Origin of the sequence: Accumulibacter sp. (genome assembly GCF_036625195.1) — a bacterium.
Lineage (GTDB): Bacteria > Pseudomonadota > Gammaproteobacteria > Burkholderiales > Rhodocyclaceae > Accumulibacter.
Genome location: NZ_JAZKUG010000001.1, coordinates 3,310,009 through 3,330,953 on the forward strand (window position 1 = coordinate 3,310,009; position 20,945 = coordinate 3,330,953).

The window sequence follows — 20,945 nt, forward strand, 5'->3', positions numbered from 1 at the left end:
GCCGAGTGGCGGCCATCATGACGACGACTCACTGCTTGCTGCCGAAGTGGACGGTCGGTGCCACCGGGAACGCCGAGAGCGTGACGACGCGTGGCGCCGACGGGGTGTCGGCGGCAGGTCCGGGTGGTGTCGGCGGCATGCTCTGGCGGCCCCACCAGGCGTCGAGGAAAGCGCCGAGCGCCTGCGAGTCGCGCAGCAGCTGGTCGAGCTTGCGCTCGAAGAAGAGCAGGGTCGAAGTGCCCCTGCCACCGATCTCGTGGATCGAGCCCGGTGCCACCTGCTGCAGCGGTGGCCGGTTGCGGGCGCGCCAGAGATAGGCGCCGGATTCGCCTGCCGGTGACGGGGGGTCGATGTCGACGATCAGGTTCCAGCGGTCGCTGCTGGCGAGCTTGAGTTCGATTCGTGCCGGTAGCGAGTGCAGCGGGATGGTCGCCGGCTTCGTCTCGAGTGCTGCGACATCGACGCTGGCAAGCGGCTCCGCGAGCCCACGGATGGCACCGCTGGCGCGCAGCACCGGCATCAGGGCGCCGACGAGGAAGAGCGCGAGGATGCCGGCGCAGATCGTCAGCCGCTGGCCGTCGGCGGCCGCTTCGCGGGCGCAGGGAACACGGGCGTCGATCCAGGCGTAGGCGCCGGCGAGGCCGAAGCAGATCGGTAGCCACCAGATCCAGACCTGCGAACAGACGCTGCCGCTGATGCCATGGAAGAGGCCGGTGGCGAGGGTGACGCAGACGAGGCCGGCAGCGGCGCCGACGATGCTGGCGAAGCAGCCGCCAACGAGACGCCGGCAGCTGCCGAGCGCGCCGTCCGCGGCAATGGTGCCGGCGCGGATGGCGCCAGCGGCGATCGGTGGCAGCAGGAGCAGCATGCCGGCAATGACCCAGTCTTCCGGGTCGGCGAGGGCGCCCCTGGCGTTGTCGAGGAGGATTGCGGCGACGCAGATGATGCCGGGCGCAGCCGTATGCAGACACGCCCAGGCGATTTCCGCCAGCGCGCCACTGCTGCGTCTAGGATGCAGGCGGGACGGCGTCGTTCGCCAGGTGCCGAAGGCGATCAGCGGGCCGGCGATGAACAGCAGGCTGGCAACCAGCGGGCCGACGACGTCGTGCTCGCTGCGCAGGCTGATTTCGGCCAGCCACTGCAGGTAGGCGAGCGCGGCGAGGACGCCGAGGAGGGCGGTGAAGAGTCCCGGCACCATTGCGCGGACGGAGCGTGACCACCAGCCGGCCGTACCGCGTGCCTGACGGAAGAGCGACAGCGCGAGGTGCAGCCAAGGCAGTGTGGCCGGCAGCGGCGGCAGGATGGCGCCCTGCGCCTGCAGGCGGCCGATCAGCGCATAGGCTGGCGGCGCCTGCTCGGGGCTGCCGAGCGTCGCCGCCATCGCCGGCCCGAGATTCGCCGGCGACTGTCGGCAAAGCGTCGCCAGCTCGGCTTCGGCGGTGCTGCGCACGCCCGCGTCGCCGTCGCTGATGGCGAGCTGCAGCAGTTTTTGCAGTGCCGTGTCGTCGGCGATGGTGGCGAGCGCGACGGCGGCATTGCGCCGCGCCTGCGCGCTGCTGTCTTCCGCCTGCAGGAATTCGTCGATGATCTGATGGGCGGGATGAGGGCTCATTGCATCACCTGCTGGGTCCAGTGGCGCACGTCGGCATGCTCCTCGGCGGTGGCGCGCAGGAGTTCGCTGCGCAGGATCGCCAGCCGCTCGGCGGGGGTGAAGGCTTGTCGGTCACGGTTGGCATTGATCTGTTGCAGCTCGGGGCGCGAGAGAAAGCCCGGTCCGGCAGCGCTGCCGGCGAGGCGCTGGCGGATGGTGCCGAGGTCGGCGATCGCGGCGAGGCCGCTGGCGGCGTCGAGCCAGTAACGCAGGGTCGCCCGCTGCTCGCTGCCGCTGCCGTGGCAGAGCCAGGCGCGCAGCATCTGCTCGACCGCCCAGCCGTTCCATTGCACGCGCTGCCGGTTGCGGTCGAGGACGGCGAACTCGGCGCGGTTGATCACCGAGTCGGTGGCCGAGGCAGCGGGATCGCGCTGGCTCTCTGCCAGGGCACGCAGCGCGACGCGAAACTGCTGATACTCGACGTTGCCGTAGAGATATTTCTGCAGAGCCTCCTGGATCGCCGGGATGAGGAATTCGTGCGTGATCTCGATGAACTGGCCACCGAGGCGTGGCTCGATGCGCACCAGCGTGCGGTTGACCAGCTTGTCGAGCAGGGACGTCCGCCGCGTCGGGTCGCGGAACGGAAACTGGATCAGTTGCCGACGTTCGACGATGTTGCGCGTGCCGCTGCCGGTGATCAGCGGTTCGATCAGCTCGAGTGCCTCTCGCCGCTCGTCGTCGTCGGCCAGGGCGACGAGGAAGTCGTGCAGGAAGTCGCGCAGGATTCCGCGCGCGCCGTGCAGGCGTTCGGCGTACGTGGCGAGCGGCACGGTCGGCAGCTCAGCGGCGGCAGCCGGGGCAGCGCCACGGACGAGTTGGCGGCCGGATTCGAGCCAGAGCTTCTCGCACACCAGCGACAGGTGCGCCGGTTCGATGTAGCGCTCTTCCTTCAACAGGTCGGCGAGGATCTGGTTGAAGCACTCTTCTTCGTAGGTATAGCCGTAGAGCACCGCCGGCTCCTCGATCGCCTGCCGTGCGCTGGCCTGTGTCAGCAGTTCGAGCTGGCAGGCCGAGCGATCGAGTTCGGGAACGAACTCGCGGATCGGCCGCAGCTGGGCGATGTACTCGCTGCGCATCGAGAGCAGGAAGCGGACCGGCAGTGGCGACCGCCGACCACGACGACGGCGCCCGTCCTCTGCCGGTGGCTCGCGGCAGAGCGTGCGCAGTTCGTCGATGAACTCGACGCGCAGGCGCCAGTCGGGCATGTCGTGGCTGCCGGGGGCGTGCAGCGAGCCGGCGTCGACGAAGCGCGTGAACAGCTCCTCGAACTGGTCGAAGAGCAGGACGAGGCAGAAACCCGGCCGCACCGAGCCGTAGATGCACAGCAGGTTGTCGATGAAGGGGCGCAGCTCGCGTACCGGCAGGTCGAGGTAGTCCAGCGTCGTCGCGTAGGCCGCCCGACAGGCGGGAGCATCGAGGGCCTGCAGCAGCTGCCGCACGCGCGTGTCGCCGCGCACCGGCAGCCAGGACTCGCTGCCGGTACCACAGGCGGTGGCGATCGCCGCCAGATGGTCGGCGACGCTTGCCAGATCGAGGCTGGAGCGCAGCAGGCGGCAGAGGTAGGGCGTCACCTTGCCGCCATCGAGCGCCGGGTAACGGGCAGCGAGTTCATCGAGCGGCACGGGTGCGATGAGGCAGCGTTTGCGCGGGTCGCGCAGCGGCAGGATCTGCGCATCGTCATAGCGGGCGAGCAGCTCGTCGAGAGTCGGATCGTCGGCAGCACTGAAGAGGCCGTCGAGCGCCCGCCGCAGGGCAAGCGCCTCGGCTTCCGGCGGCGGCACGACGTACTGCAGGCAGGCAATTCGCGTTGCCCGGACCGGGTCGTTCTGCGGCAGGATGCGCACCGGTGTCCAGCCACGCTGCTCGAGCTGCGGGATCAGCAGCGCGTTGAGCAGCGAGGTCTTGCCGGCGCCCGACTGGGCGTGCAGCAGGCTCATCTGCGCCGAGAGGACGTGCGCGACGATCTGGTCTGCCATTTCCCGGCGGCCGAAGAAGAAGGCCGCGTCCTCGACCTGGTAGCTTTCCGGGCCCTTGTACGGCTTGTACTGCTCGAGTGTCGGCGTCGTCACGGCGAACCCCCGCGCAGTTGCTTGAGGAAGACTTCGCTGCGCATGTCGAGCATCTCGACGCCGTAACGCGTCGTCGCCCAGTTGGCCAGCCGGCTCCAGGCACGCAGCCCCATCTGGTGGCTGCAGTCGCGCTGGTCGCCGAGGTCGCGGGGATGTACGGCGAAGCGCCGGATCTGTCCGCGGCGGACGTCGAGGCACTCGCGCAGCAGGTAATAGCTGAGGCGGAAATCCGGGTCGAGAATGCGGCTGCCGAGGCAGACGATCGGCGTGTTGGAGAGAATCTGTCCGATCTGCTCCGGTACCGCCTTGTGCGACGGCGAGCGCGACACGGCCTCGTAGTACTGTTCGGTCGAGAGGGTGAAGCTGTCGCGAACGTCGAGCGAACCGTGCAGCTTGTAGAGGATCGGTTCGCGCAGATCGGCGAAGATGGTCGCCAGTTGTGTGGCATCGGGCGAGCCGGCGCCGGCCTGCTCGAGGCTGACACTGCGGGCGTCGCATTCCTCGATGACGCGGTCCATGTCGTCGCTGCTGTCGAGCGGGAAGGAGTGGTGGTAGCCACTGCGCTCGCCGACGCGAATGAAACCGCCGCCGCCCAGCTCGACCTGGTCGTAGAGGTTGATGTCGAGCCGCCTGCCCGAGGCCGATTGGACGAGGCGTGTGAATCCCATGCCGGCGCGCAGGAAGGCCTGCTCGATCGTCGTGTCGAGCACCGAGGTGATGACGAGATGGCGGTAGCGCCGGCGTCCACGGCCGGCGGGGCGGGCGCAGAGTTGCCGCAGCAGCAGCGCGAGCTCGCCATAGGCCGCCGGTATCTGCAGATGACCCTGGCGCAGGATGCTCGCGACATCGGCCTGCAAGCGGTTCTCGTCGCTCTTGACGGCGTAGTAGTTGGCCGCGAGGTCGAGCGAGGGGAGCATCACCGGCGCCTCCTCGCCGATCAGTTCGAGCGATCGCAACAGTTTCTCGCTGATGTCGCAGGGGGTGAGCGCCGACATGAGTCCGCGGCCGACGAAAAACGAGATGGCATCGTTCTCGAGGTGTCCCTGCAGATAGGCGATCGCCTCGCGGTTCGGGTCGATCGGCTCGGGCGTCGTCGCCGCCGGACGGGCCGCCTGCGCGGCGCGGGCGAAGCGCGGATGGACGCCGGTGATGCCGGCGACGAGGCGCTCGAAGTTCGGCTGGTCGTCGAGCGAACGCAGGAGGCAGAAGTCGAGGTTCTTGAGGAACAGCGGGATGCGCTCGTCGCGGACGTCGACGCCGGGCAACGCCACGGGTACCACGCGCATCTTGCGTTCGGCATTGCGGTTCAGCGCCGCCCGCACCTCCGGCGCCTGCCAGTTGCCCAGCCCCTTGCGGCCGATGAAGACGACGCTGGTGTTGAGCTGGCGCAGTGCCTCCTCGAGCTTTTCCTGCCACGGGTCGCCCGGGACGAGTTCCCAGCGGTCAAACCACACCTGCAGGTTGGCCTCGTCGCGCAGGCGCTCGGCGATCCGCGTCACCTCGTCTTCGTCCTCCCTGCTGTAGCTCAGGAAAGCGTCGTAGCTCATCGTTGATCCGTTCCTGACAAGGCGTCGGCGGCAAGCGACGGCTCCGGTTCCCGCAGTACGCTGGCCCGACCGCCGCAGCCACCACGCTGGCGCCTGCTCGCGCCTGCCGTGCCATTATTTAACAGGGCTATGGGCAATGCAAGCCGCCAACGCGTTGGCCCGATGATCGCAGCGCCGGTCCGCCGCCACTAGCGGCAAGATGGCCTGGCCCGCCACGCTCAGAGCCGCGCGACGAGGATCTGGCGCAGTTCGTCGTCGCTGAGGACGAGCGGATTGGTCTTCATGCTGCCGCCGCGACTGGCGGCGACGATGCGCGGCAGGTCGTCCTCGCCGATGCCGTAGGCCGATAGACGGGGCAGTTCGAGTTCGATCTCCCAGCGGCGCAGCGTGTCGATGAGGAAGTGGCGGGCGTCGCGACCGTTGAGGCCTTTCTGCATGGCAAAGCGGCGGCCGATCTCGGCGTACTTCGGCAGCGCCGGGTTGTCCGGCTCGCGCGCTTCGAGGGCGGCGATGTTGCACGCGGTCGCGCTCGCCACCAGCGTGCCGCAGACGACGCCGTGCGGGATCGGGAAGAAGGCGCCGAGCGGCGAGGCGAGGCCATGCACGGCGCCGAGACCCGTCTGTGCCAGGCAGATCCCGGAGCAGAGCGAGGCATGGGCCATCTGCGCACGGGCCGTCGCCGATTGCTCGCGGTGGAGCGCGAGCAGCGCGTCGCGCGCGGCCATGATGCCGGAGCGGGCGAGGGCGTCGGTCAGCGGGTTGGCCCGTGTGGCGACGAAGGCCTCGAGGAGCTGGGTGAAGGCGTCGAGGCCGTCGGCGGCGATCAGCGCCGGCGGACAGGTGGCGAGCAGGTCGGGATCGACGATCGCCCATTCCGCCACCAGCCGCTCATCGCGGAACGACTTCTTGAAGCCGCCGGGCGCCGTCAGGACGGCGTTGCGCGTCGCCTCGGAGCCGGTGCCGGCGGTCGTCGGGACGGCGATGAACGGTGTTGCCGGCCCGCGGTAGGGCAATTCGGGGCCGACCCCCTCGAGATGGTCGAGCACCGAATTCCCCGGCCGCAGCAGGCCGGCGACCGCTTTCGCCGCATCGAGCGCGCTGCCGCCGCCGATGCCGACGACGCAATCCCAGGTGGTGCCGCGCAGCGCGGCGACGCTGTCATCGACGAACCCCGGCGACGGCTCGCCGGACACCGGCAGCCGTTGCCAACCCAGGCCCAGCTGCTGGAACTGCGCGAACACGCGGCCGGCGGCAGCCGAGTCGACGAACGAGCGCTCGCCGGTGACGAGCAGCACCCGGCTACCGTAACTGGCGACGATCGCCGGCAGCCGGTCGAGAGCACCACTGCCGAACTCGATGCGCGGCAGGCGTGCGATCGAGAAGGGGGCGAAGGCGTCGCTCACGCCGGGAACAGCCCGTTCATCGGCTCACCCCGGCGCGGTTCGGCCATCATCCCGGCGACGGCGTCGCGCCAGGCGAGGTAGTGCGCCGTCTGCTTGTGCGCGGCGGCGTCGGCGGCCGAGGCGTAGGCTTCGTAGAGGATGAAGCGGGTGGCGTCTTCAGGTGCCTGCAGGACGTCGAAACGCCGGTTTCCCGGCTCGCCGACCGAAGCTTCGTGATTCGCCCGCGTGGCGGCGATGAAGGCGTCGACCGACTGCGGACGGACGCGGACATGGACGAGGGTGACCTGCATGATGCGCTCCTTGGCTGGCAACGGTTGCTTGATGGATCGACCGCATCGGGTGCGTGCGGTCAGGCGCGGATCGCCTCGTCGAGCGTGATGTCGACCATCAGGTCGTTCGACAGATGTTCGAGATCGCCGGTCAGTTGGCGGACGTCGAGGGTCGCTGCCGCCGTCAGCTCGGCGGTCGCGTGGAAAAGGATGCCCGCCGACATCGGTGCGCTGGCGGTATGCGTGCTGAGATCCTCGACGTTGATGGCGTGCCGCGCGAGCACCTGCGACACCTCGCGGACGATGCCGATGCGGTCGTGGCCGACGAGCGACAGCTTGAGCCGCCGCGTGGCAGCCGGTGGGGCCGCTGCTCGCGAGACCTCACAGCCGACGCGCAGGCCGGGCAGCGCGGCAAGTTCGGCTTCGAGCGCCGGCAGATCGCCTTCGCCGATGCTGACGCAGACGATGCCGGCGAATTTGCCGGAAAGATTCGACATCGATGACTCGAGCCAGTTGCCGTGGTGCCGGCTGATGGCGGTCGCAAGCTGCTCGACGAGACCAGGTCGATCATCGCCGATGACGGTGAGAACCAGGGAAACGTTCATGAGGTGGCGCTCCGGGGACGGTGAGCCCTCATTCTAACGCGCGGCCGCGAGCCGGAGCAGGGTGCTGCGGCACGCACTGCGTCGGCAGAGGGCGGCAGCTGCTGGCGCCCGGTCACCAGGCGCCGGCTTCGGGGCAGCGCCGATAGGGCGGCGGTGGGTGCCGCGTCGGACGGCATGGCAGGTCGCGGCCGTCGTGCGACGGCTCGCTGCGCGGTGGACGCGACCAGGGGTCCTGCCAGTCCGGGCGTTGCGGATGGCGGGTGGCGAAGGGCAGCACGAGCGGTGGTTGCAGGTCGCTGCGCAGCCACAACTGCTCGCTGCGCGCCCGCTCGCGCTGCGCGAACATCTCCAGCACTTCCGGCGTCGGCACGGTGGCCGTCGCCGCTTGGGCGGTGCCGACGATCGCCTGCACGAGGCTGGCGAGGAGCGCGGTGCTGCTGCGGGGCGTTCCCATGGGCGTCGTCGATCGGCGGCTAGTCGTGCCGGAAGTACTTCTTCGGCGTGCTGTTGATGATGTATTCGCTCGCCTGCTGCACGCAGTCGCGGATCGCGGCTTCCATCGGCGTGTTGCGAAAGCCGCCGAGGCTGACCGGGATGGCGGCCCCGCGGTGCGACAGCGTCGCGCCGATGCTGGTCTGCGATGCGCTCGCCCTGCCCTCGATCCTCTTGGCCCCGAGCACGCGACCGGTGGCGATGTCGATGACGCGGACGTCGATCGCCAGGTGGGCGTTGCGGGATTGATGGCCGAAAGTGAGCGGAATCTTCGGCACGCCGAGCTCGAGTCCGCCGCCCGATGCTTCGAGCTCGAACTCGGTGACGGCAGCGGAGACCATGATCTCGGCGACATCCATCTGCCTTTCGGCAATGATCGCGTCCGGGCGTGCCAGCGGCGACCGCGAGAGGGCCTGTTCGGCAGCAAGGCCCTGCAGATCGAGACGTTCGACGACGATGAAGCGACCGTTCTCGTGCATCGTCGTCATCATCATTTCACGCAGGCCATCGCCGACGAATTGCCCGGCACCCGCCGCCTTGACCATGAATTCGCCGATCGCGATCATCGCCTTCCTGCCCAGCGGCACGGCTTCGGCAGGCATCGCGCCGGTGGACCGGGCGGCCGGGCGCGCCGCCGGTTCGGCGCCTGCTCCGGTCGCCATCGGCGGTGCCGTTGGCTGTAGGGCCGCGGCGTCGGACGTCGCCGCGACCGGCGCCGCCGTCGCCGGGCTGGCCGTCGTCAGCTCGCCCTGTCGTTGCCGCAGCACCTCCAGCATCTGGCGGTGGCTGGCGTTGCCGGGGTCGCGTTCGAGCGCCAGGCGGTAGTATTTCTCGGCCTCTGGCCAATCCTGGCGGGTGTAGTGGACCAGGGCCAGTCCGGCGTAGGGCAGCGGCCATTCCGGGGCCGTCTCGATGGCCTTGAGATAGGCGTCCCGCGCCTGCGCCAGGGCTCCGAGTCCGGCGTATGCGAGGGCGAGATTGTTCAGCGTCTCCGCCCGTGGCCCAGAGAGATCGAGTGCCTTGCGGCAGGCGCGTACGGCGTCGGCATGACGCTGCTGCATCAGCAGGCCATGGCCGAGCCTGGCCCAGCTCTGAGCTTCGCTGGGCACGCGCGCAGTCGCCTGCCGATAATGGCGTTCGGCGTCCTGCCAGCGGCCGCTTTCGTAGGCGGCGTCGGCCAGCTCGAGGTCGGTCTTGTAGGCGCGGTAGCTGGCTTCGTCCAGCGCCAGCAGCTCGGCGCGCACCTGCGCGGCTGCCGCAGTGTCGGCCGCCGGCGGGCCCGCTGCGCGGCCTGCAGCCGACCGGCTCGCGGCGGCGGGCGCCGGTACGGCAGCCGCAGCGAGCCGGTCGGCAGCGTCCCACTCGGCGGTGGTCATCGCGGCCGCTGGCGCGGCGGCACTGAGCAGCGCTTCCTTCTCCCAGCCGTCGCGCCGGACGACGAGACGCAAGGGGCGGTTGGCGGCAGCGGCCTCCTGCAGCAGGCCGACGAGCCCGCTCGCGCCGCCGGGGGGATGGCCGTCGACGCGGGTCACGAGGTCGCCTGGCTGCAGGCCGGCTTCGGCCGCTGCCGTGTTGGCGAGCACGGCAGCGATCGCGACGCTGCCGGTGGGCTGGGTGCCCGCAGCCGGCTCGGCCAGGTGCAGGCCGAACCGTCGCGCTGGCGCCGGGCGGGCTGCCTGCGGCGGCAGCACGATGTCGCGTTCCCAGCCCTGGCGCGAAATGCGCAGCGTCACGGGCTCGCCGGCAGGCACGCTGCGGGCGCGCAGGGAAAACTGGGCGGCGCCGCCGATCGGCGTCTGCTGCAGACGGCGGACGATGTCGCCGGGCTGGATGCCCGCTGTCGCCGCGCTGCTGTCCGGGGCCACCGTCGCCACCTCGGCACCGCTCGCGTCGCCCGTATCGCGCAGCTCGAGGCCGAACTCGCCTGCTGCGGCGAGAGTCGCCGCCGACAGCAACAGGCCCGCCAGCAGGCGGAAGCAACTGTTCAGGCTTCGGCCGACGGCGGTGCTGCGTCGCCGGCCGAAGCCTGCACCGGTCATCGGGGGCGGGCTCGGCGGGTCGCCGCCGGCGGTTGGCGGCGTCTGTGCAGCGGCTTGCATCGTGCTCCTTTCTCGTCGTCGGCCGTCTGGCTGCCGGCGGTGCGCGTTGCGGCGCTCAATGGCATTCGCAGCGGTGGCGGGCGCCGCCGAGCACCGCCACGCCCTTGCGGCCGTCCTCGGCGCAGCGCGCCTGGCAGGTCTGCTGCACCCAGGCGTCGCGGCCCTGGTCCAGCTTGCGCTGCGCCTGGCGTTGGCAGTCGGCGCCCCGCTCGCGCCGGCCGGGTTTGCCGTCGGCGAGGAACTGGGCGATGCAGGTGCCGATCTCGGCGACGAAGCCAGCCAGGCCGGCGCTCACCTTCGCCTGGTAAGCGGGGTGCAGGCTGCACCAGGCGATGTAGCTGCCGAAATAGCCGCCACAGCCCGGGCAATCGAGGGCGCAGCCCGAGTAGCCGCCGCCCGAGCAGTTGCGGCGGTTGCAGTCCTCCGACATCTGGCGACAGCGCGCCTCCATCTGCTGCCCGACCTGCAGGCAGGGCTGACCGTTCCCCTTCGGTTCGTAGACTCCGGCCGGCGGACTGCCCGCCGCAGTCGACGGGGCGGCCGCTGTGGTGGCCGCTGCGCTGGCTCCGGTGACGGCGGGTGTCGCGACAGCAGGCGGCCGGCTGGACGTGTCGCGGGTCGCGGCGCTGGCTTGTTGCCAGCCCTGAAGCATGACCCTGCTGAATCGGCCCCGCTTGCCGGAAGCCCCCGTTTTCGGCGCTGAAGCGGTCAGATTGCTGGAGGCTGGTGGCAGGTGAGGGCTGGATGCGTGGGTGGTGTGGGGTCCGTGAAGAGGGTGTCGATCGGTGGCAGGAACTCCGTTGTGATCTCTGGGCGAGCCTCTCCCTGCACGGAGCGCACCGCGCGGGGTGGTTCCTGGGGCCGTCCTGGAGAGGTCACTCGAGTTGCAGCAGAAAGGGTTTGGCGAGAAGCACGCGCATCCGCGCGGAATCGAGCCAGGGCGCAGCGCAGGAATTTCGGATGAAGGCGATGGCCCCGCGCACGCCGAGTTGGTCGAACAGATCGCGCAGCTGTCGCGTGAAGCGCGCCAGGGTATTGAAGACATGCGCCAGCCGCATCAGGAGGTGGTAGCCGCGCATCGCATTCCAGTCGAGGGCAAAGGCATGCTCGTAGTGGTAGCCCTGGTGTTTCTCGACGAGGAAGCCCGCTTCGATGCCCCAGCGGTGGCGGGCGCCGAGATTGCAACGCACATGGACGTTCTCGCAGCTGAGCGGCCGACTGGAGAGCCAGGCGTGGCGTGCCGTCTCGGTCACGATGGCGGCCTGTTGGTCGACCCGCTGCCAGCTTTCCTCACAGACGACCACGTGCAGCTTGAGCCGGCAACGACCGTTCGCGCCAAAGGCATACTCGATGTCATTGACCCAGCTGAAGTGCTGTTGGCGTTTGCCCCAGTCCAGCTGCCGGGTTTGCGACTGCCGGGGCTGCAGCGCGCGGAACTCCTCCCAGACCGAGGGCAGATCCTTGTCCCGGAGGACGATCATGAACTGCCAGCCGGCGCGCCGGCAGCGTTGCATCACCGGCCCGTTGGCGTAGAGTCCGTCGAGCACGAGCAGGATCGGCAGGCGCGGGAACAGCCTCTTGAGCCGGTCGCTCAAGCGCGCAAAGCCGCGCAGCTCGCAATCCTGCTTCTGCGCTTCGCTGTCGCCCAGCGCGTGTTCGAGGAACTCGCTGAGCAACGGGATGACCAGACCGCCGTGGAAGACGAGGCTGGCTTCGAGCACGTAGACGAAGTACTGGGTGTGGCGGTTTTCGTCCTTGCCGACGCTGCGCTGCAGGAGTTCCTCCGCCCAGAGGGTGTCGCCGGCGAGCTTCTGCGAGCCATCGATGGCGATCGGATGGCAGTGGTTGATCAGATAACGCCGGAAGCTCTTGCCGCGGATCAGGCGGCGCACCAGGTCGACGTGCGCCTGTTCGAGTTGCGTCAGGTCGATGTCGCGCAGCAGCCGATAGAGGGTGTCGGCGTGCGGCAGGGCCTCGATCTGCGGGAACAGCAATTGCAGGTTGGCGAGGAACTGCGGACGGGTCATTTCGCGGTTGGTCTCGCGCCGGGAGGCGAACTGGAAGACGAACATCAGCAGCCCATAGAGCAGCAGCGCGGTCAGCTTGTGCCGGCGCTTCCTGGGGGCCCGCGGGTCGGGAATCCGTTCCAGCTGGTCGAGCAAGGCCGGCAGCTCCTGGCGCAGGAGGCGTGCCTGCTTGCTCACGGCGTCCTCGCGGGCTGCCCGTTCTTCGTCGATGGTCGTGAAGGCCGAGCATCGGTTGGGCAGCGGCGGGGGTGACTGGGGCCGTTGTCCCATCGCGCGCCGCTTCGCGTTCAGCGCCTGCTCCTGCCGTCTCTTGTCGCTGCGTTGCGCCCGAATGCCGGCACGCGTCGGACGACTGCAGGGTTTGCTCATCGCCGGGTGGGCTCGGTCACGGCGCACAGCCGGTCCCGACCGTCGCTGCCGAGCGGCTTGACCCATACTTGCCGAGGCGTGCTGTGATAGGTCCGCCCAGGGCGGGCCAGCCCGCGTCCGCTGGTCTCTCCGAGCAATTGCCAACCGGCAGCCCGGTAGCAGGTGCCGGTATGCTGTCGCGGGTCGACGAAGCTTTCCAGCAGCAGGGGCTCGAAGCCCCAATGTTCGAGCCAGTCGCTGCGCGCACGACGCGCGAGTTGGCCGAGCACCTGGCTGGCCAGATGCGGTACGCGAACGTGCGGGAAGATCAGGAAGCGACTGTTGTTGAGTACCCGTGGCAGGTTGTGGCGCCGGGTCTGAGCGGTCCAGCCGATCCAGTCGTCGCGCACGGCCACTGCCCGGGCGGCACCGGACAACAGGACACAACCGAGCCGCAGCTCGCCCGCCGTGATGAAGTAACGCAACCGGTAGCCGAAGGCACCCTGGAAACCGAGCGGGTGCCAGCGCGCCATCAGATCATCCCATTGCTTCGCCAAGGCGGTGTCGTGGATCACTTCCAGGCGGACCGGGGCCAGGGCCGACAGCGAAACCTCCACCGGAGTCGGCTCGACCATCGGCTCGGCAACGGCCCGGGGCTGCGCCGGGCAGCGTGGCGTCGAACGGGATACCCGCGCGGCCCGCTGTGCGGGCAGGACGAGCAGGCCGGCCGCCTGCAAGCGCTGCAGGAACTCCAGGCAGGCGCCCGTCTTCGCCGTCCCCGTCAGCGTCACCCAGCCCAGATGCTCGCACAGCGTCGCCGCCAGTTCATGGCGCGCCAACCCGGGCAGCCACGCCACCGTCGCGCAGATGTCGGCAACCTCTCGCGCACTGAACTCCCGGCCGCAGTGCACCCAACTGCTCGGCGTCATCGCATCCATCGCACAACCTTCACCAGAAACGCAGATCCGCTAACCTCAGCCTATTCTGCCAAAGGCCTCGAAAATTGTCTAGCCCTCCTTTGCGAAAGCCTTTTTTTGCGGTGGCCGTCAAGCCTTGCTACGACTGGGCTGCGCGGGTCATGCTTCAGGGCTGGCTTGTTGCTGGCCGTCGCCGGTCCTTGCCGGCAGACAGTGGCCGTTCTGGCAGCTGTACCCGGCGGGACACGTGGCGTCGCTGGCACAGTGGACCTCGCCGCCGGCACTGCGACCGTCGCCGTCGCGCGACGTGGACTGCGTCTGGCCGTCACGCGACATCTGTTGCCGCAGGGTGTCGGACGAGAAGCGTCCACCGACTCCCCAATAAGGCCCGAGGCTGCCGCTGCCGGCGCCCTGGCGCGAGCGCTCTCGCTGTCCATAGAGGTCGAGCACGCTGCCTGTCGGCACCTCACTGGGTCGCTGCTGGGCGGACGGCGCGGTGGCCGGGCCGCCGGGCAGGCAGCGACCATCCCGGTCGCAGCGCTCACTCGGGCAGTTGGCGGCCAGCCAGTTGCGGGCATCACCGTCGCTCAGCAGATGTTCGACCCAGACCCAGCTGTCGACGCGATTCGGGTACTCGGTGAAGCCGACGCCACCGTGCTGCCGGCTGCAGACCACAGCCCAGCGGCCACCACTGCGGATCGCTCCGGCGCGGGCGCAGGCGCCGTCGGGCGTGCACGTCCAGGAAGGGCAGTTCTGCTCGATCCACCAGCGCGCACTGGCCTCGCCGGCGAGTGCCGGCGACATCGGGCGGTGCCCGGACAGGGTGCTGGAGCGGCCGATGACGACGTGTCCCGTCGGATCGCAGAGTGCCTGGTAGCCGTCACCAGCGGCTGCCGCCGGCGGTGGCTCGCGGGCGCACAGGCCGTATGTGCCTTCGATCGTGCACACGGTTCGCGGACAGTTCTCCCCGATCCACTGCTCGGCGCGTCGCGGTCCCATGAACGGGCCAGCGATGATGCCGAAGAGGGCAGGGGTCGTGTCTTCGCCATACACGACGCGGCCACTCCGGTCGCAGAGGACATACCAGGTCGGACGCCAGGGCTCGCTTCCCGGTTCAGCCGGCCGGCGATCGTCGGCGTGGCTCAGGGGCGGTGTCCATGCGGCCGCCTGCAGGTCGACGGTGGCCTTCCCCTCACAGCCGTCCCAGCGTGCGCGGACGATCACGCGCTCGTCGAAGCGCACCTCCGGCGGCGCGCCATAGGTGTTCGCCGGCCCCGGCTGCCAGCTCGCGAGACGTGTCACATTGGCCTCGGAGCCGTCGTCGAAGACGGCGGTCGCCGTGAAGCTGAGCTGACCGCCCGCGCCGATCTGCACCTGCTCCGGCTTCAGCCGCAGGTAGCGGCACTCCTTGCGCCGCGTCTGCGACCCTGCGCTGGCAGGATCCGGCTCGCTTGTGTCGCCCTCTGCAGGCCCGGCGCGCGAGCCTCCCGGAAGCGCTTGTCCGGGATCCACCGGCGCTCGCTGCAGATTGACGGTGACCGTCGCCGGACGGACGACCTCGGCGCCGCCGGACGGATTGGCGAGCGTGACGGTGAAGCTTGCCATCGCACCGCCGCCGGAAGCTGCCAGGATGGGAACGTCGATGCTGCGGATGCCCTTGTCACTCTCGGCCCAGCTGAGCTTGCCGGTGACCGGGGTGTAGTCGACCCCGGGTCGGGCGCTGCCGGGCTGCGTCTGATAGTCGACCGTCACCGCCCCCTTGCTGAAGCCGTCGCGGGTGACGATGAGCCGTACCTGGCGGTCGGCCGGAGCGGCGGTGACCGCGTCCTCGACGAAGCTGATCTCGCCGCCCATCCGCGAGCGATCGCGGCTCGCCGCTGCGCGCTTGAGGACGAGCGTCGTCTCCGGCCAGCGATCCGGGCGGGCATCGCCGCGCTTGACGGCGATACCGAGCAGCAGCGCGCGGTCACCGGGTTCGGCATCGCTGTTCAGGATCTCGACGTCGACGGTTTTCCTGCCGAGCTCGCCGTCGGCCCAGTCGAGGGTGTCGCTGGCGAGCCGGTAACTGACACCCGCCGATGCCGTCGCCAGATACCACGGGCTGCCGCGGGGAACGATCTGCACGCTGACGGCGCCCCGGCCACTGCCGGCCCTGTGGACGGCAAGGCTCACCTGGCCGACATCCTTGCCGACCTCGCCCGAGGATTCGACGAAGCCGATGGTGTCCGGGCTGCCCTTGCGCCAGATCTCGATCTGATCCTCGCGATAGGTCGGGTGTGCCTGCAGGATGCGCTCGACCGTCCAGCCCTTGAAAAGGGTCTTCTGGTAGTCGAGGTCGCGTGGATCGACCACCTCGCTCGTGCGTGGCAGGCTATCGCCGACGAAATTCTGGAAGTAGTGGTCGATCGTTCCGGCCGGGTTGACGACGCCCGAGTGACTGTCGCCGAAGAGCAGCGCGTCGCCCGGGCGGTAGCGCTGTTTTTCGTCGAGCCGGCCGACGGCGGCCGACGCACTGTACCGGTACTTCGTGTAGCCGCGCGCGGCCAGGCGGGCGCGCAGTTCGCCGGCACTCAGCATGTTGCCGTCCTCGCCGGTCAGCGCATGATAGGTGTAGTCGTGGCAGTTCTGGATGGCGCTTGCCAGGCGGGGCCAGGCAATGGCCAGCAGCGACAGGACGACCAGGGCGAGAAGGGCGGGAAAGGGGAGGGTGCGCTGCCGCAGCGCGTACCCGCAACGACCCGGTGGCCTCCGTTGCTGCGCCAGCGAACTCATTGCAAGCCTGTCCCGTCACCTCGTGGGCGACCGCCGTCGCCCGCTGCGAATGGCTGGCGGCAGGAGCCACGACGGGCTGCTGCCGATGCCGACACGACACTCCCTGATCCCGCGCAGCTTGCCGGTGGCCGCGGCTGTCCAGCAGCGGCATGACGATCCGGGTGTGCGGGCGGGAGCGGTCTGTAGACAGTATAGGTGGCCCCACGGCCAGCGGTGGCAATCGTTGATCGCCGGCGGCCGTGCTGCCGCCGGCGCCCGCTCACTGGCTGCTGGCGAGCACTTGCGCCAGCGGCAGCCGCGTCGCCTGGCGCGCGGCCTGGCGGCTGGCGAGGATGGCAGCGGCCAGCGTCGCGGCGGCGCCGGCGAGCAGGGCCAGCCAGGGAACGTCGAGCGGCATCCGCCAGTGGAAGGCCTGCGGATTGACCACGTGCGTCAGCACGGCGCCGATGGCGATGCCGCAGGCGAGGCCCAGCAGCAGTCCGATGCCGGCGATCAGCGCGCCTTCGAGCATCAGCGAGTGGCGCAGCATGCGCTGGTCGAAGCCGAGCGCGGCCAGCGTCGCCAGTTCGCGCGCGCGCAACCAGACGCTGGCGGTGAGCGTGACGGCGAGACCGAAGACGCCAATGACCATCGCTGCCGCCTCGAGCGCGTAGGTGACGGCGAAGCTCTTGTCGAAGATCGACAGGCTCAACTGGCGGATGGCGCCGCTGCTTGCGACTTCCAGCCCGTGCGCGGCGACCTGTGCCGCCAGCCAGTCGCCGGCGGCGACTTCCTGCCCCGGCCGTGGCCAGAGCGCGAGATCGTTTGGACGGAAGTCGCCACCGAGTCGCTGATGATCCTCGCGGCTGATCACGATGGCGCCGAACTGGCGCGCGTAGTCACGCCAGATGCCGCCGACGAAGACCTCGACCTCGCGTCCGAGCACGGGCAGGCGCAGGGTCTGGCCGGGGCGGCTGCCGTAGATCTCGTGCATCGCCTCGCTGATCCAGACCACCGGCATCTCCGCCGGCGGGACGACCACCGCTCCCGTGAACGGCAGGCGCGCGGCCGGGTCGCGACGGTCGAGCTCGCGCACCAGCAGCGCCACTGTCGGTCGCCGCGGGTCGAGCGTCAGGCTGCCGTAGGCACTCCGTTCGACGCGCAGGAAGGGCGCGTCGGGGCGCTCGAGGGCCGTCAGCAGCTCCTGCGGCAGTGGGCTCGCCTTGCCGCGCAGGTAGAGCGGTGCCGGCAGGACATGGTCGAGCCACTGGTCCACCGCGACGCGGAAGCTCGACACCATGATCACCATGCTGGCGGTCAGCGCAAAGCTGACGATCAGGCCGCTGGCCGCCACCTGCGCCATCAGCGGCGCCTGCGCGACGTTCTGCAGGGCGATGCGCTGCGGTGCCGGCAACTGCAATCCGGCTGCCCGGCCGAAGATCTCCTGCGTCAGCAGCGGCGCGCCGGCGACGCCGATGAAGAGGACGAGCGCGATGGCGATGTAGGCGGCCAGCGGCACCCCCGAGAGCGGCGGCAGTTGCAGCAGCCCGCCGGCGAGCAGTGCCAGCGCGGCCGGCAGCAGCAGCTGCCGGCCGCGCTGGCGCGGTCGCTGCGGGTGTGCGGTGAAGCCGTTGTTGAGTGCTGCGACGAGCGGCTGGCGCAGGTTCAGCCAGGCCGGGTAGGCGGCACCGGCCAGGCTGGCGGCACAGCCGAGGAGCAGGAAGCCGGCTGCCGGCAGGAGGCGGGGCACGATCACCGGCACGTTGCCGGAAAAGTAGCCGCCGCCGAGGTCGCCACCGAGCAAGCGGGTGAAGGCCATGGCCAGCGCGTAACCGAGGGCGAGGCCGAACAGGGCTCCGGGCAGGCCGATCGCCAGCCCTTCGAGCAGCACCTGCAGCAGGCGCATGCGCGGCGGCAGGCCGAGTACGCCGAGCAGGGCGAACTGCGTCGAGCGCTGCGCAACGGCGGTGAGCTGGGTCGCGAAGACGAGGAAGGCGCCGGTCAGCAGGGCGACGAGAGCGAGCACGTTGAGGTTCACGCGGTAGGCGCGCGACAGGTTCGCGGCGCGCTCGCCGTCGTCCTCTGCGACGCGCAGCAGCAGGGCGGGCGGCAGGCGCGCCGCGACGCGTTCCTGCCAGCCGGCCGGATCGCCGTCGGGCGCCAGCCGGACGCGGATCTCGCTGACCGCGTCGGCTGGCCCGAAGTGTTCCTGCACCCAGGCGATGTCGGCGACCAGCAGGAGATCGTCGCGGCCGGCGGCGGGCAGGTCGCCGCGGATCGTCGCCACCCAGCGTTGATCGCCACGCAGCAGCGTCAGCGTCGCGCCGGCCTGCAGGCCGAGTTCGCCGAGCAGGGCTGGCGAGGCGTACAACCCGCCATCGAGGATGCCGCCGGTCGCCACTCGCTCGGCATCGCGCGGCAGCAGTGCCGGCATCAGCGCCGGCGCGCTGAAGACGTCGATGCCGATCAGGCGCAGCGGCGTGCGCTGGCTGCCGATGCGCACGCGGGTTTCGATCACCGCGCCGGCAATGAGTACCGCCGGATCGCTGGCGATCTCGTCGACCAGCGTCAGCGGCACGCCGCCGGCGCTGTCACGGGCGGCGATGACGGCGTCCGGCTCGCCCTGGACGGTCTTCATGGCGCGCGCGAAGTCGGCGAGGGCCGCCTCGTTGATCAGGTGGATCGAGTAGCCCAGCGCCACACCGAGGGCGATCGCCAGCATCGACAGCAGCGTCGCCGCCCGTCGGGTACGGAACTGGGCGCGGATCAGCCAGGCGGCGAGGATCCTCATTCGAGCCCTAGCGGGGTCAGCGTCAGGATGCGGTCACAGGACTCGGCAACGTGCCGCGAATGGGTGACGATCAGCGCGCTTGCCCCCTGCTCGCGGACCCGTTCGAGCAGCAGCGCCAGCACCTGGCCGGCGGTGCGCGGGTCGAGGTTGCCGGTCGGCTCGTCGGCGAGGATCAGTCGCGGCCGGTGCACCAGCGCGCGCGCGATGGCCACCCGCTGCAGCTCGCCACCCGAGAGAGACGCCGGCCAGCGGTCGGCGAAGCCCGACAGGCCGACGTCGTCGAGCAGCGCCCGCGTGCGCGGCGCGTGTTCGGCCGGCGGCACGCCGGCGAGGAGCAGCGGCACGGTGATGTTCTGGGCGACGGTCAGCGTCGGCAGGACATGAAAGGCCTGGAAGACGAAGCCGATGCTGCGCGCGCGCAGCGCTGCCCGTGCGGCCTCGTCGAGGCGGACGATGTCCACCGCCGGCGAGCCGATCGCGATCGAGCCGCTGTCCGGCATGTCGAGGCCGGCGATGCAGTTGAGCAGGGTGCTCTTGCCGATCCCCGATTCACCGACCAGCGCGACGATCTCGCCGGTGGCGACGCTCAGAGCGAGGTCGGTGAACAGCGCGCGGCTGGCTTGGCGGTGTCGCCTGGCCAGGCCGGTGACCGTCAGCATCGTCGCTCGGACAGGTGGCACCAGTTGATCCTGCGTCGCGGCAGCAGGTAGTCGAGCTCCTCGGGGCTGCGTTCCTGCAGACGCAGGGCACGCTCGATGGCGGGGCCGTCGATTCGTGCCAGGTCGATGATGATCGACTGCTGGCGTGGAATCTCCGGCGTGTAGACCATGACCGTCGGCAGGAGCGGCTTGTCTGCCGCTGCCGCGGCGACGACGGCGGCGATGCGGCCATCGGTCAGGCGGACGATCGATCCCGGTGGGTAGACGCCCATGGCGCGGATGAAGAACTGCAGCAGGTGCTCGTCGAAGGCCGGCCGCTCGCGGGTCCACATCACGGACAAGGCTTCCGAGGGCGACAGCGCGCGCCCGGGTTCGAGCGGATTGACGAGGTTGTCGAAGCGGTTGGCGATGGCGACGATGCGTGCGGTCAGGGGAATCGCGTTGCCGCTGAGTCGGTCCGGAAAGCCACGGCCGTCGCAGCGTTCGTGGTGGTGCCGGATCGCGTCGAGCACGGGTGGTGCAAGGGTTCCGGCGCGCCTTGCCGTATCTTGGCCGCTGGGGCCGTGCGACTGGTAGATCGCCTCCTCGTGCCGGTTGCGCTCGCTGCTGCGCAGGATCGACGGACTGATCTGCAGTTTGCCGATGTCGTGCAGCAGCGCGCCACTGGCGATCGCCGGCAGTGCTGTCGGCGGAATCTGCGCCTGTCTGCCGATGAGCAGCGCGAGCGTCATCACCGCCAGCGAGTGCGCGGCGAGCCGGTCGTCGTGCGCTCTCTCGGCGATCAGCACGAGCGCGCTGTCGGTGTCCCCGAGCAGCGCGGCCGTCGAGTCGGCGCTGACGCGCAGCACTTCGGCGACGGCCTCCTGCGGGCGAGCGGGCAAGTCCCGGAGGGCCCCCGACACCGCCGTCGCCGCCCCGAGGTAGAGCTTCTGCGCGCGGTCGAGGCCCTCGCGCAGACGCTGCATGACGCGGCTGCGCTCCTGCTTCTCGGCCAGAGCCGCCGCCGTCACGGCCGCCAGGCGAGCCCGCTCGGCGGCGGTGTCGGCAGTCGGTGGCGGGTCGACTGCGATATCGCGTGGTGGCGGCAGCGGTTCGACCCGGCAGCGGCGTGGGTCGCAGAAAAGCTCCGGCAGCTGCATGGCGGCGATGAGTCGGACCTGCTCGTCGTCGGCGATGACGAAGGAGCTGAACAGGAACTGATGCGCCATCCAGGGAATCGGCAGGCGGACGTGCACGCCGGGGCGCAGCTGGGCCGCGACGATGGCGATCTCGCCCTCCTGGATGTCGCCGTCGCCGCGAGCTGGGGCAGTCGCCATC

Annotated in this window: 15 protein-coding genes; all 15 read right to left on the reverse strand. The window is 70.2% G+C overall.

Translation table 11 applies throughout. The features are described 5' to 3' along the window. Positions 1 to 28 precede the first annotated feature (28 nt). The 15 genes from V5B60_RS14555 to V5B60_RS14625 all read right to left on the reverse strand — a co-directional run bounded on the left by V5B60_RS14555 (position 29) and on the right by V5B60_RS14625 (position 20,944). Complete coding sequence (locus tag V5B60_RS14555; RefSeq protein WP_332347736.1) at positions 29 to 1,612, reverse strand: HEAT repeat domain-containing protein; 1,584 nt, start codon at positions 1,610 to 1,612, stop codon at positions 29 to 31. Further along, the gene (locus V5B60_RS14560; protein WP_332347737.1) at positions 1,609 to 3,720 is read right to left on the reverse strand and encodes a hypothetical protein; all 2,112 of its coding nucleotides are present in this window, start codon (positions 3,718 to 3,720) and stop codon (positions 1,609 to 1,611) included. Before V5B60_RS14560 ends, V5B60_RS14555 begins: the two co-directional genes overlap by 4 nt. Next, positions 3,717 to 5,267, reverse strand: a complete 1,551-nt coding sequence (locus tag V5B60_RS14565) for a TIR domain-containing protein (RefSeq protein ID WP_332347738.1) — start codon at positions 5,265 to 5,267, stop codon at positions 3,717 to 3,719. Before V5B60_RS14565 ends, V5B60_RS14560 begins: the two co-directional genes overlap by 4 nt. A 218-nt stretch (positions 5,268 to 5,485) precedes the next feature. Beyond that, positions 5,486 to 6,670, reverse strand: coding sequence for an iron-containing alcohol dehydrogenase (locus V5B60_RS14570; protein WP_332347739.1), 1,185 nt, complete (start codon positions 6,668 to 6,670; stop codon positions 5,486 to 5,488). Beyond that, positions 6,667 to 6,960, reverse strand: a complete 294-nt coding sequence (locus tag V5B60_RS14575) for an antibiotic biosynthesis monooxygenase (protein ID WP_332347740.1) — start codon at positions 6,958 to 6,960, stop codon at positions 6,667 to 6,669. Before V5B60_RS14575 ends, V5B60_RS14570 begins: the two co-directional genes overlap by 4 nt. Positions 6,961 to 7,019: 59 nt before the next feature. Next, positions 7,020 to 7,544 (reverse strand): glycine cleavage system protein R, encoded by a 525-nt coding sequence (locus V5B60_RS14580; protein WP_332347741.1) that lies wholly within the window; start codon positions 7,542 to 7,544, stop codon positions 7,020 to 7,022. A gap of 112 nt (positions 7,545 to 7,656) precedes the next feature. Further along, positions 7,657 to 7,998 (reverse strand): hypothetical protein, encoded by a 342-nt coding sequence (locus V5B60_RS14585; RefSeq protein WP_332347742.1) that lies wholly within the window; start codon positions 7,996 to 7,998, stop codon positions 7,657 to 7,659. A 19-nt stretch (positions 7,999 to 8,017) separates the two neighbouring features. Continuing rightward, positions 8,018 to 10,135: a CsgG/HfaB family protein gene (locus tag V5B60_RS14590; protein WP_332347743.1), complete on the reverse strand. Its 2,118-nt coding sequence runs from the start codon at positions 10,133 to 10,135 to the stop codon at positions 8,018 to 8,020. A 55-nt stretch (positions 10,136 to 10,190) separates the two neighbouring features. Next, positions 10,191 to 10,565, reverse strand: coding sequence for a hypothetical protein (locus tag V5B60_RS14595; RefSeq protein WP_332347744.1), 375 nt, complete (start codon positions 10,563 to 10,565; stop codon positions 10,191 to 10,193). 445 nt (positions 10,566 to 11,010) lie between these two features. Next, a complete protein-coding gene (locus tag V5B60_RS14600) occupies positions 11,011 to 12,531 on the reverse strand; it encodes a transposase family protein (RefSeq protein WP_332346274.1) in 1,521 nt (506 codons plus the stop codon). Further along, positions 12,528 to 13,448, reverse strand: coding sequence for a DUF4338 domain-containing protein (locus V5B60_RS14605; protein ID WP_332345729.1), 921 nt, complete (start codon positions 13,446 to 13,448; stop codon positions 12,528 to 12,530). Before V5B60_RS14605 ends, V5B60_RS14600 begins: the two co-directional genes overlap by 4 nt. Before the next feature lie 138 nt (positions 13,449 to 13,586). After that, on the reverse strand, positions 13,587 to 16,199 hold the full coding sequence (locus tag V5B60_RS14610) for a Calx-beta domain-containing protein (protein WP_332347745.1): 2,613 nt from the start codon (positions 16,197 to 16,199) through the stop codon (positions 13,587 to 13,589). A gap of 259 nt (positions 16,200 to 16,458) precedes the next feature. Then, a complete protein-coding gene (locus V5B60_RS14615) occupies positions 16,459 to 18,969 on the reverse strand; it encodes an FtsX-like permease family protein (RefSeq protein WP_332347746.1) in 2,511 nt (836 codons plus the stop codon). Next, positions 18,966 to 19,628 carry an ABC transporter ATP-binding protein gene (locus V5B60_RS14620; RefSeq protein WP_332350572.1) on the reverse strand — a complete coding sequence of 221 codons (663 nt, stop codon included), beginning with the start codon at positions 19,626 to 19,628 and terminating at the stop codon, positions 18,966 to 18,968. Before V5B60_RS14620 ends, V5B60_RS14615 begins: the two co-directional genes overlap by 4 nt. Beyond that, on the reverse strand, positions 19,622 to 20,944 hold the full coding sequence (locus tag V5B60_RS14625) for an HD-GYP domain-containing protein (protein ID WP_332347747.1): 1,323 nt from the start codon (positions 20,942 to 20,944) through the stop codon (positions 19,622 to 19,624). Before V5B60_RS14625 ends, V5B60_RS14620 begins: the two co-directional genes overlap by 7 nt. Position 20,945 lies beyond the last annotated feature (1 nt).